General features: G+C 59.8%; 12 protein-coding genes. 4 read left to right on the top strand and 8 right to left on the bottom strand.

What is annotated here, in order from left to right; all coding sequences use genetic code 11:
• Positions 1–100: 100 nt before the first annotated feature.
• Positions 101–508 carry a peptide-methionine (R)-S-oxide reductase MsrB gene (msrB, locus tag N7578_RS13345; protein WP_311110796.1) on the top strand — a complete coding sequence of 136 codons (408 nt, stop codon included), beginning with the start codon at positions 101–103 and terminating at the stop codon, positions 506–508.
• Positions 509–710: 202 nt separating this feature from the next.
• Here the strand turns inward: msrB and N7578_RS13340 are convergent, their stop codons facing one another.
• The 4 genes from N7578_RS13340 to N7578_RS13325 all read right to left on the bottom strand — a co-directional run bounded on the left by N7578_RS13340 (position 711) and on the right by N7578_RS13325 (position 2,937).
• Positions 711–1,208: an N-acetyltransferase family protein gene (locus tag N7578_RS13340; protein ID WP_311110795.1), complete on the bottom strand. Its 498-nt coding sequence runs from the start codon at positions 1,206–1,208 to the stop codon at positions 711–713.
• A gap of 149 nt (positions 1,209–1,357) precedes the next feature.
• The gene (gene trhA, locus N7578_RS13335; RefSeq protein WP_311110794.1) at positions 1,358–2,020 is read right to left on the bottom strand and encodes a PAQR family membrane homeostasis protein TrhA; all 663 of its coding nucleotides are present in this window, start codon (positions 2,018–2,020) and stop codon (positions 1,358–1,360) included.
• A gap of 124 nt (positions 2,021–2,144) precedes the next feature.
• Positions 2,145–2,465, bottom strand: coding sequence for a TraR/DksA C4-type zinc finger protein (locus tag N7578_RS13330; protein ID WP_311110793.1), 321 nt, complete (start codon positions 2,463–2,465; stop codon positions 2,145–2,147).
• 61 nt (positions 2,466–2,526) lie between these two features.
• On the bottom strand, positions 2,527–2,937 hold the full coding sequence (locus N7578_RS13325; protein ID WP_311110792.1) for a universal stress protein: 411 nt from the start codon (positions 2,935–2,937) through the stop codon (positions 2,527–2,529).
• A 268-nt stretch (positions 2,938–3,205) separates the two neighbouring features.
• Between N7578_RS13325 and N7578_RS13320 the strand changes: the two genes are divergently transcribed.
• Together N7578_RS13320 and N7578_RS13315 are read left to right on the top strand one after the other, a co-directional pair.
• On the top strand, positions 3,206–4,066 hold the full coding sequence (locus N7578_RS13320; protein ID WP_311110791.1) for a VOC family protein: 861 nt from the start codon (positions 3,206–3,208) through the stop codon (positions 4,064–4,066).
• A 96-nt stretch (positions 4,067–4,162) separates the two neighbouring features.
• Positions 4,163–5,314 carry an AI-2E family transporter gene (locus N7578_RS13315; RefSeq protein ID WP_311110790.1) on the top strand — a complete coding sequence of 384 codons (1,152 nt, stop codon included), beginning with the start codon at positions 4,163–4,165 and terminating at the stop codon, positions 5,312–5,314.
• 5 nt (positions 5,315–5,319) lie between these two features.
• Here the strand turns inward: N7578_RS13315 and N7578_RS13310 are convergent, their stop codons facing one another.
• From N7578_RS13310 to N7578_RS13295, 4 genes are all read right to left on the bottom strand, one after another.
• On the bottom strand, positions 5,320–6,396 hold the full coding sequence (locus N7578_RS13310) for a trifunctional transcriptional activator/DNA repair protein Ada/methylated-DNA--[protein]-cysteine S-methyltransferase (protein ID WP_311110789.1): 1,077 nt from the start codon (positions 6,394–6,396) through the stop codon (positions 5,320–5,322).
• Between the two features lie 122 nt (positions 6,397–6,518).
• Entirely contained in the window at positions 6,519–7,244 is a 726-nt protein-coding gene (locus N7578_RS13305; RefSeq protein WP_311110788.1) for a polysaccharide deacetylase family protein, read from the bottom strand.
• 50 nt (positions 7,245–7,294) lie between these two features.
• A complete protein-coding gene (locus N7578_RS13300; RefSeq protein ID WP_311110787.1) occupies positions 7,295–8,203 on the bottom strand; it encodes a dihydrodipicolinate synthase family protein in 909 nt (302 codons plus the stop codon).
• A 104-nt stretch (positions 8,204–8,307) separates the two neighbouring features.
• Positions 8,308–8,709 carry a DUF930 domain-containing protein gene (locus N7578_RS13295; RefSeq protein ID WP_311110786.1) on the bottom strand — a complete coding sequence of 134 codons (402 nt, stop codon included), beginning with the start codon at positions 8,707–8,709 and terminating at the stop codon, positions 8,308–8,310.
• 209 nt (positions 8,710–8,918) lie between these two features.
• Here N7578_RS13295 and N7578_RS13290 point away from each other — a divergent pair, with 209 nt between their 5' ends.
• Entirely contained in the window at positions 8,919–11,018 is a 2,100-nt protein-coding gene (locus tag N7578_RS13290) for a S9 family peptidase (protein WP_311110785.1), read from the top strand.
• The last annotated feature ends 187 nt before the right edge of the window (positions 11,019–11,205 follow it).

Below are 11,205 nucleotides of genomic sequence, written 5' to 3'. Positions count from 1 at the left end.
GACTCCTGTACGGCGTCATAACAGATTCGTTATGGTCGACAGCCTCTTTCAAGACGCACCCCGAATGACTATTTCTGTCGGGAACAGAAAGGATCATTCCATGAGCGATCTCAAATCTCCCAAGGTGAACAAGACGGACGCCGAATGGCGCGAACAGCTCACGCCCGAGCAATATCGCATCCTGCGTGAACACGGCACGGAGCGCGCCTTTACCGGCCCCTACTGGGACAGCTTCCAGGCGGGCCTCTACCGCTGCGCTGCCTGCGACGAGCCTCTGTTTCTTTCGGACACGAAATTCGATGCCGGATGCGGCTGGCCAAGCTACTTCGAACCCGTGAAGCCGGATGCGGTCACGGAACATCGCGATGCCAGCCACGGCATGGTGCGGACGGAAATCCGTTGTGCCAGCTGCGGCGGCCATCTCGGCCACGTCTTCCCAGACGGCCCGCCCCCTACCGGCCTGCGCTACTGCATCAACGGCCATTCCATGGTGTTCGAGGCGGTTTGAGGATATCCCGCACCCGACGTCACCCTCGGCTTGACCCGAGGGGCCACGAGCCTTTGAAACCAAATACCTCTCCGTCATCCTCGCCCTTGAGGCGAGGATCCATTGTGCCGCTGCCGCTGGATCCTAGGGTGAGGTGTGAGGATGACCTCGTGTGTGGAGAGCGGCCTTCGCCAAAGCTCCAAGGTCTTTACATTCTTGACCGTCAGCCCAGCTTCAATTCCATGCTGGTCAGATCCAGCCAGCGACCGAACTTGGTGCCGACTTCGGAATAACGGCCCACGACACGGAAACCGAGGCTTTCGTGCAGACGAATGGAGGCGGTGTTTTCCGACTCGATAGCCGCGATCAGTACGTGCACGTCGTTGCCGGCTGCGTGCTCGATGAGCGCCTGCATCAGTTTTTTGCCAATGCCGTGGCCGCGGGCATCCTTGTGCACATAGACCGAATGCTCGCGGGTGTGACGATAACCGTCGAAGGCGCGCCAGTCCCCATAGGATGCGTAACCGGCCACCTTGCCTTCCAGGATCGCGACGATAACCGGAAAGCCGCGCGATTTGCGGACGGCGAACCATTCCCGGCGATTTTCGAGGTCGACAAGCGTTTCGTTCCAGATCGCCGTCGTGTTCGCCACCGCGTCGTTGTAAATCTCCATTATGCCCGAGAGATCGTCCGCGGTCGCGTCGCGCAGTTCAGTCGTCATTATCCGTTCGCCCTTTTGTTGCCGTCTTTGCAGCCCCGCGCATCCTTGAAGGATGCTCCTGTCCTTTTGGAACATCGGCGCCGATTTTTCAGGCCGATGCGCTAGACCGGCATGATCTAGGCGACGGGCGGGATCGCTGTCCAGCCAAATCAGGAAACGGCGGGAACGATGCTGAAGGACGTGACCACCGCAACGTAGTGCACCATGGCTGCCGAAACGACGAAGCCGTGCCAGATGGCGTTCTGGAACCTCAACTTTTCCCAGACGTGGAAAATCACGCCCAGCGAATAGATGATGCCCCCGACCACGATCAGCCAGAGCGTGACAGGAGCCAGATGCAAGGACAGAGGCTCCGCCACCATGACGCCGCTCCAGCCCATGCCGAGATAAAGCAGAATGGCGACCTTATCGTAGCGACCGGGACAAAGGCACTTGAGCAACACGCCGCCAATGGCAGCGACCCAGATCAGCGCCAGCGTCACGGCGATCAGCGGTTCGTGGATGCCGCGCTGGAGAAACGGCGTGTAGGTGGCCGCGATCAGCACGAAGATCGCCGAATGATCGAACCGCCGCAAGACCCACTTCACGTCGGAATGCGGCCAGATGTTGTAGATGAAGGAAACGGACAGGCAGGCAACGAGGCCAAGACCGTAAATCCATGCGGCGGCTATGGCGCTGAGGCTGTCCCATACCGTCGCATAGAATATCAGCGCCGTCGCACCGATCAGCGCAAAAACGATACCGACGCCATGGACGATGCCATCGGCGACGATTTCGTGAAAGTCATACTGGCGTCCGAACCGCCCATTCATAATCTGTTCCCGTCTGCCTACTTTGCCTGAAGCATGAAGGCAATTTTAGACAGGAACAAGACAGCAGCCGGTTAACGGCAATCAAATTGCGTACACAGCTGTCGCGAAATGAGAGACGTGCCGCTTACAGCGCCGCGGCGCATTTCTGGCAGAAAGGCGTATAGGGGACGGCATTCAGCCGCTCCTCGGAAATCCGCTTGCCGCATTTCACGCATTTGCCGAACGTGCCGTGCGCCACCCGGTCGAGAGCGGCGTCGATGGCGCGCAGCTCGTCCTGCCCCACCTGTCCAAGCTCGTCCAGCACCTCGTCATTGCTGCGCTCGATGGCGCGGTCGTCATCGTCCGGGTTGCGCGGCTGTTCAAAGTCGGCCTCGATCTTGTGAAGACGCAGGTTCAGTTCACGCTGGCGATCACGCAGGATTTTTTCATAGCTTTTAACGTTCATGTACTTCTCCTCCGGCAGGCTGCGGGAAACCTTCGCCCGCAGCCCTGCGCTCAAGACGGACTTAGCGGTCGACCAGAACCGAACATTTCGCGTGGCGGACGACGCGGTCGGCGGTGGCGCCGATGAAGTAATTGCTGAAATCCGGCGTGTGCGACGCGATGATGATGAGATCGGCCTTGTGATCGGCGGCAGCCGCAATGATTTCCCGTGCAGGCGCACCGCTTCTGATTTCTTCCTTGCCCTGGAAAGAAACTTTCGCCTTCAGCGCGGCAAGTTTCGCCGATGCGTCCTTGAGGGCGTTGTCGATCAGGTCGACAGGAAGATCGACAGCCAGATAGCCGGGCAGTTCCTCGACGACATTGACCAGGACGATCTCGCCGTCAGCGTCGAGAAGCGTCTTGGCCTTGCCCAGTATCTTCTCACCCTTTTCGATCGAGCTCAAATCCACTGCCACGATGATCTTCTTGTACATGGTGTCTCCTTCCTTTCGGCGAAACGCGCCGGTTCAGTTATCGGGCCAACTCATACTTCCTTGCTGGAGCCCTCCCCGCCTTGATCGAAGTCAAAGCCGGGAAAGGGTATTGTCAACAAATGGTGGACGGTGAATCACCAAACGGCGATCTTTTCTGAACGATGAAAACGCCGCATATTCCCTGTCAACAAACGCCGCCAAGCGGCGTTCCGTGACGGCTGCGAAAAATTTCCATCGTCGGCCCATCACAATCAATATGGAGATTATGATGAGTGAAATCAAACAATTCGCCCTGACGCGGCCAGCCTATGTCGGGCAGGCCCATCTGGTCGTCCGCGATCTTCCCCGCGTCTCCGATTTCTATCAGAAAATCATAGGCCTCAGCGTCCTCGAAAGCACGCCGAGCGGTCAGATTCTGGGCGCGCACGGCCAGCCGTTGCTCACGCTCGAAACGTCGGATACGGCAGAGCGCGCGCCGCGCAATGCAGCCGGCCTGTTCCACACGGCCTTCCTGTTGCCGAGCCGCAAGGATCTGGCCCACTGGCTGGCGAATGCCGCCCACAACAACGTGCAGCTTCAGGGCGCATCGGATCATCTGGTCAGCGAAGCCATCTATCTCGCTGATCCGGAAGGCAACGGCATCGAGGTCTATCGCGACCGCGCACCGATGGAATGGAACTACCAGCAGGATGGCACGGTGGAGATGGCGACGCTGGGCCTCAACCTTCAGGAGCTTTACAATAGCGCCCCGAAAACCGAATGGGAAGGCGCGCCTGACGGAACGGCCATCGGCCACATCCATCTTCAGGTCGGCAACATTCCGCAGGCGGACGAGTTCTATCAGGACGTTCTCGGCCTGAAGATCATGGCCCGTTATCCGGGCGCGAGCTTCTTCGGCTCCGGCGCCTACCACCACCATGTCGCGGCCAACATCTGGAACAGCCGTGGTGCGCAGGCCCGAAGTGAGAACATGACCGGACTTTCCGGCTACTCTCTGAAGTTCAACGAGAAAGAAAGTCTCGACAGGGCGATGGCTGCGCTCGAGCGCCTGGAGATTTCGACCGAACGCCGGAGCGATGGCATCGCGATCCGCGACCCGTGGGGCATCGGCCTCAAGCTATCGGCCTGATTTTACGATCAATTTTCCGGGGTGGCGCAAAATTTTCATCGCACCGGAACCTGCTCATTCCCCGAACGTTTCCAACCGGATATGGGGGACTGTTCGATGAATGAAAATGCCAAGCCGGACCGTGCCGCCGCGGCTTCGATACCGGGTTTAAAATCCGACATGTCGCAGGCGAGTTCCCGCCGCGACGATGCGAGAAGCCAGCAGCCGCTTGGCCGTGAAGCGCTGGACGTCGCCGTTGCGTGGTCGATCATCGGCATCTTCGCAATCATGATGATGGCGATCATCCACGAGCTTTCCCTGATCCTCATTCCGGTCGTGATGGCCATCGTGGTCGGCATGATCCTTGGCATAGCCGCGGAAAAACTCGGCTCCTACGGCATTCCCGGCTCCGGCGTCGCGGTCATTCTCTCGACGCTCGTTGCAGCAGTGATCTTCTTCGTCATCAACTCCCTCGTCGATCCGCTCTCCCTGCTCGCCTCCGAAGCCCCAGCGCTGATCGAACGAAGCATCGACCGCTTTCTTCCCTACCTGCAACGGCTGAGCTGGCTGCATATTTCAACGGCGACATTCAGCATGGGGTCGATGTCGATGGAATCGCTGCTGGCGAGGAGCGGTGAAATCATTTCGGTGCTTGGGGCCAACGTCACGCCCGCCATCGTGCAGGGGCTGATTTTCTTCGCCGCACTTCTGATGTTCATCTACAGCCGCCTACGGTTGCGCAAGGCGCTCATCATGGCGTTTCCGGCCCGGCATCAACGGTTGAGAACGATCCGCATCATTGCATCGATCGAAGAAGTGCTCGGCACATATTTCGCAACGGCGGCGCTGATCTATGCGGGGCTTGGCGTGACAATGGTGATCATCGCCTATTTCGGCGGACTGGCCATGCCGCTGCTTTGGGGACTGTTCGCTTTCCTCTCCAGCTTCGTGCCTTTCCTCGGCATCACCGCCATGACGATTGCGCTGACGGTCGCCGGCATCATCACCCATGACAACATGGTACTCGCCCTGCTGCCCGCCGCTCTCTTCTTCATCATTCACCTGTTGATGGAAAACCTGGCGTTTCCGGCGGTGGTGGGCCGAAATATGGAGATCAACCCCTTCCTCGTCTTCGTGATGATCATTTTCTGGACGTGGATGTGGGGGGCTGCTGGCGCCATGCTGGCGCTGCCACTTTCACTGATCGCCATGACCGTCACCCGCGAACTGTTTCCGTCACGCCGGATCGTGCCGCACCTGCCGGACTGACGGGCTCAGGACGCCAGCGGAAAAGCCATCTTCTGCGCGATGCGGCGCTCGTGTTCGATCAGCCATTTCTTGCGCCATAGTCCGCCGCCATAGCCCGTCAGACTGCCGTCCGCTCCGAGAACGCGGTGGCAGGGAATAACGATGGCAATCTGGTTCGCACCATTTGCTCGGGCCACCGCACGCACAGCGGACGGTTTCTCCAGCCTTTCGGCAAGGGCGGAATAGCTGGCGATGGTGCCAGAAGGCATTCGCCGCAACTCGTCCCACACCGCTCGCTCAAAAGGCGTGCCGTGACCGGCCAGACGCGTTTCGAATGTCGTGGACCGCCCGGCGAAATAGGCGTCCAGCTCCCGGCCGATCTCGGCGGTGACAGGCGTGCGGCCCAGAACCATATTAGCGCCGGTGCGGGCTTTCAGCCGCTTGAGTTCGGCGGGCAGTGCTGGCCTGTCGGCGAATTCAAGCAGATGCAGCGCGTGGTCATCCGCGACGGCCAGCATCGGACCGATTGGCGTTTCGATCCAGTCACCTTTCAGAAACGCCTTACCTTTCAGCGCCGCCGGAGACGTGCCGAAGAACTGGTTGATCGCCGAGCGGAAACCACTGCCGGATTCATAACCGGCATCGAGTTGCGCGCCGATCACCGCCTCACCGGAAGCAAGGCCTGTTGCCGCATCGCCCACGCGGCGCAGCCTGGCGATTTCCAGAAAGCTCATGCCGAAGCGGCGCTTGAAGGCACGCCGCACGGTGGAGGTATCATAGCCCATGGCCGCGACATCCTCCTCGCGCCACCGGCGCGACGGCTCCTGTTCCAGCGCCGTCAGCAGATCGGTGACGGTCGGATCGGCCGAACCGTAGGCCAGCATCGGCTTGCAGCGCTTGCAGGGATGGAACCCGGCCTCCAGGCACTCGGCGATGGTTTCACGAAACCGACAATTCTCCGGCTTCGGCTTGCGCGCCGTGCAGGTGAATCGACAGAAGATCTTCGTCGAGGTGACGCAGACATAGGCCACGCCCTCATAGGCGGGATCCTTGTTCACAAGGGCGGAATAAAGGGTTTCGGTGTCGGGGCGTTTGAACAGCATGGGAAGATGCTAACGCAAATCGCAGACATACGCCGCCGAAAAACGGGCGTTGATGTGGGGTTGAAATATTTCGATGTCCCTCATTCCTGTGCTTGTTACAGGAACGAGGAGAGAAACAGCCCCTAGTTTACCGGCGGAGCAAAGGCGGGGTCGTCGAGCCGGGTGAAAATCACACCGCGGGCTTTCAATGCAAGCAGCCCCTTCACCACACCCTCGCCCGCTTCATGGGTCGGCTGGTTTATGTGGGAAATGATGACGTCGCCGTCCCGGGCCGAGGCGATATGTCTTGCGGTTGCGGCCGCGCCCAGAAGCGAGCCGCCATCGCCGTTCACGGAGTAACCCGCGACCCGCATGCCGAGCCGGTTAATCTCGGCCATGGATGAGGTGGTGTATTTGGCAGTCGCGCCGCGAAACCATTGCGGCTGCATTCCCGTTGCGGCGACGATGGCCTGCCTGCCGCCTTCGACTTCCTGCTCCACGGCAGCCTGCGACCCGGCAGCGGCGATGCCATAGATCGATACGGGCCTGTCGACGGCCGGAATGTGGTTTTCGCCGTGATTCTCGATCTCGAACAGATCGGGATGCGCCAACATCACGTCCAGCGCTTCTTTATTGTGCTTCAGCCAGCGCGCCGTCACGAAGATCGTCGCCGGGATCTTCTCCCGCACTAGCGTATCGAGAATACGGTGGTCCGTCTTGCCCATGCAGGCGTCGAGCGTGACCGCGACATGCACCGCGCCGTCACGGTGCGGTGTCATTTTCAGCGTCGGCTCAACGAGGCCCGTCCCGGCGGAAGCAGCGGTCGAGGCAGACAGAACAAAAATGGCGGAGAGGAGGTAACGCAGCATTTGGTATTCCAGATATGATCGCGTGGCCATCCGCCTGCAAAACGCCCGAATTAAGGCAGGTCTTCCAGCCCAGACAGAACATTCAGAGCCTCTTCCACCCGCTGGCGTTCGGCGCTGGTCAGCGGCAGAATGGGACGCGGCGGTTCGGTCAGCGTCACCGACATGAGGTTAGCGGCGGCATAGATGACGCGGAAGCTGCCGAATTCCTTGAACAGCGTCCATAATGGCTGAAATGCCGTGTCAATCCGCTCGACGTCCTCGGCATTGCCCGCCTGCGCGGCCCGCATGAGCTTGAGGGCGGGAACCGGCAGCAGACCGCCGACGACGCTGTACCAGGCATCGCCGCCGCCGAGCGTTGCCGCCGCGCAACCCCAGTCGCCGCTGTAGCCGATGGCGAAATCGTCCGGCAGCTTGGGCCGCAGGCGCGCCAGTTCTCCGGCAAAATCATGATCGGCGGGCAAAGGCATCTTGATGGCGCGGATGTTGGGAATATAGGCAAGCCGCACCAGAAGGTCATCGCTGAACACGAAACGCGTGGTGGTCGGGTTGTTGTAGATCGCCAGCGGAAGCGCAGTTGCGCCAGCAACGGCGGCGAAGTGGTGATAGACTTCCTCCTGCGTCAGCGGCGTGTAGGAAACGGGCGCAAGCAGCAGGGCGTCCGCGCCCGCAGCCTCGGCATCCCTCGCCAGCGCCACCGCCTCATCCGTGCGCAAGGCACCGACACCAGCCAACAGCGTGCGTTTCCCCTTGAGGACCGAGGCAGCGGCCTCGACCGCGCGGCGTTTTTCCTCACGCGACAGATACATGTAGCTGCCGGTGCTGCCGAGAATGCCGACGGAATCGACCTCCGCGTCGTCCAGGCGCTGGAGCAGCTCCGAAAAAGCCTCCGTATCGACGCGACCGTCCTCATCGGCCGGTGTGATCGGAAATGCCGAAAGTCCCTTGAACCGCGATGGCATGCTGTCTCCCCTAAAGTCGTTTCAGGAGAAGGGGTACAGGCCGGAAACCGCCCCGGCAAGGAAAGCGGGCGGCAAAAAACGACACGACTTAAAAATATCAGCGGTCAGTCATAAAGATACAACTTGCTCCACTGCGCCTCGGGAATCCTGTCTCCGACGCGATAATCGAAGGACTGGACGCTGAGCGAATCGGATTTGAGCTGGCACTTGTATTTCAGCTTGTACCATTCGCCCGCACTTCTGAACGCCGCGCCCGGCGCCTTGATGGAGTTCTTGCCTACCGTCGGATCGCCGAAGGTGTAGGCGATCACCTTGTCCGGCCGCATGCCCTTCTGTTCCGTGGCGATGCGTTCCATCGCCTCGATATCGCAACGCTGTTCCAGACGTTCTTCCGGCGCAAGTTTGTTCAGCTGACGCATGACGCTGGCGTCGATCGCAAAGGCGGGAGAGAAGGCAGGAAGGGTCGCAAGCACCGCGGAAAGGACAAGGGGAAAAAGCGTTCGCATGGGTTCAGTCAGATTCTTTCGTTTCTTCTTTCGACTCGCAGCAGCCCGGAGGGGCTTGTTTGCCGGATATTGCCAAATTGTGATCTAAACCTGACGAAAATGTGCCCGTGCTTCGTTTGACCTGTGGAGATTTGAAACTTGATCGGCCTTGAGCCGCACTCTACATCTCTGGCAACGACGACCGATTTTGTTACGAAAGCGAGTTTCCCTTGTCCATTTTCAAAAACCTGCCCGCCGCGCCGACTGCCGAGAAAAAACCGGTCAGCGACACGCATCATGGCATTACCCGCACGGATGACTATGCCTGGTTCCGGGCCGACAACTGGCAGGCCATGTTCAAGGATCCAACCCTTCTCGACCCAGCCATCCGGGCCCATCTGGAAGCGGAAAATGCCTATATGGAAGCGGCCATGGGTGACACCAAGGCGCTTCAGGAAAAGCTTTTCGAAGAAATGAAGGGCCGCATCAAGCAGGACGATTCTTCCGTGCCGGTCAATGACGGCCCTTATGCCTACGGAACGCTGTTCGTAACCGGCGGCGAGCAACCGCATTATTTCCGCACGCCGCGCGATGGTGGTGAAAAGCACGTTCTGCTCAACGGCGACAAGGAAGCCGAGGGCAAGGACTATTTCCGGCTGGGCGGGCTGGATCAGTCCACCGACCACAGCCGCGGCATCTGGAGCTATGACGACAAGGGCTCGGAATATTTCACGCTGCGCATCCGCGATCTGGCGACCGGAGAAGACCTTGACGACGTGATCGAGAACACCGGCGGCGGCGGCGCATGGGCGCCGGATGGCAAGAGCTTATTCTACACATTGCAGGACGAGAACCATCGCCCTTCCAAGGTCTTCCACCACATCATCGGCCAGCCGCAATCCGCAGACCGTCTGGTCTATGAGGAGAAAGACCCCGGCTTCTTCATGGGCGTCGGCGCGTCTGTGCTGGACGACTTCATCTTCATCGACATTCACGACCACGAGACGAGCGAATATCGCCTTCTCTCGACCAAGGACCTGCTGGCCGAGCCGAAGATCGTGGCGGAGCGTGAGGAAGGCATCGAATATTCGATGACCGAAGGCGGCGACGTCTTCTTCATCCTGACCAATGACGGCGAGGCCAAGGATTTCCGGATCATGGAAGCTCCCGTGAGCGCACCGGGCAAGGAAAACTGGAAGGAAGTGGTTCCGCACGAGCCGGGTCGCCTCATTCTGTCCGTCGACGCCTATGCCCGCCACCTGATCTGGCTCGAGCGCCGCGACGGCCTGCCGCGCATCATCATCCGCGACCGGGCGACGGGCCAGGAACATGCCATCGCCTTTGCCGAGGAAGCCTATTCGCTCGGACTGCATGGCGCCGCCGAATACGACACCGACGTCATCCGTTTTTCCTATTCGTCGATGACGACGCCTTCGCAGCTTTTCGACTACAACATGGTCACGCGCGAGCGCACGCTTCTGAAAACGCAGGAAGTGCCGTCCGGCCACAACCCGGACGACTACGTGACACGACGCATCATGGCCCCGTCGCATGACGGCGCGCTGGTTCCCGTTTCCCTACTTTACCGCAAGGATACGCCGCTGGATGGCTCGGCACCCTGCCTGCTCTACGGTTACGGCGCTTACGGCATCACCATTCCGGCCTCTTTCAGCACCAACAACCTGTCGCTGGCAGATCGCGGTTTCGTCTACGCCATCGCGCATATCCGCGGCGGCAAGGAAAAGGGTTTCGAATGGTACGAAACCGGCAAGATGGAGCACAAGCAGAACACCTTCAAGGACTTCATCGCGGCTGCGGATCATCTGGTTCAGGAAGGCTTCACGTCCTATGGCGGGATCATTGCCGAAGGCGGTTCGGCGGGCGGCATGCTGATGGGCGCCGTCGCCAACATGGCACCGGAGAAATTCGCGGGTATCATCGCCGCCGTTCCTTTCGTGGATGTTCTGACCACCATGCTGGACGACACCCTGCCGCTGACGCCGCCGGAATGGCCGGAGTGGGGCAACCCGCTGGAATCGGAAGAGGAGTACCAGTGGATCGCCGCCTATTCGCCCTACGACAATGTCGGCGCGAAATCCTATCCGCCGATCCTGGCGATCTCCGGGCTTACCGACCCGCGTGTGACCTATTGGGAACCGACAAAATGGGTGGCGAAGCTGCGCGAGAAGACCGTTGGCGATGCTCCCATCCTGCTCAAGACCAACATGGCGGCAGGTCATGGCGGCAAATCCGGACGCTTCCAGCGGCTTGAGGAAATCGCTTTCGAATATGCCTTCGCGCTGAAGGTGGCGGACAAGGCCGCCGCCTGACCCGGCAACATCGGCGGACGGCCAAAATGGCCGTCCGCCACTCCATTTCGGAGAAAAATACCGTCCAACCGCACTTTGCGGGACGTTTTTTCCAGAATATTTTACTACTTGCCGCTCGCTTCGGTTACTATTTGCCTAACAAGGAATCTTATTTCTATTTTCCGAATAACCAAGAAGCAATAAAGAA

Source organism: Agrobacterium tumefaciens (assembly GCF_031801495.1).
Taxonomy (GTDB): domain Bacteria; phylum Pseudomonadota; class Alphaproteobacteria; order Rhizobiales; family Rhizobiaceae; genus Agrobacterium; species Agrobacterium tumefaciens_K.
The sequence above is the reverse complement of the archived record's forward strand: the minus strand, read 5'-3'. Positions and strand labels throughout refer to the sequence as shown.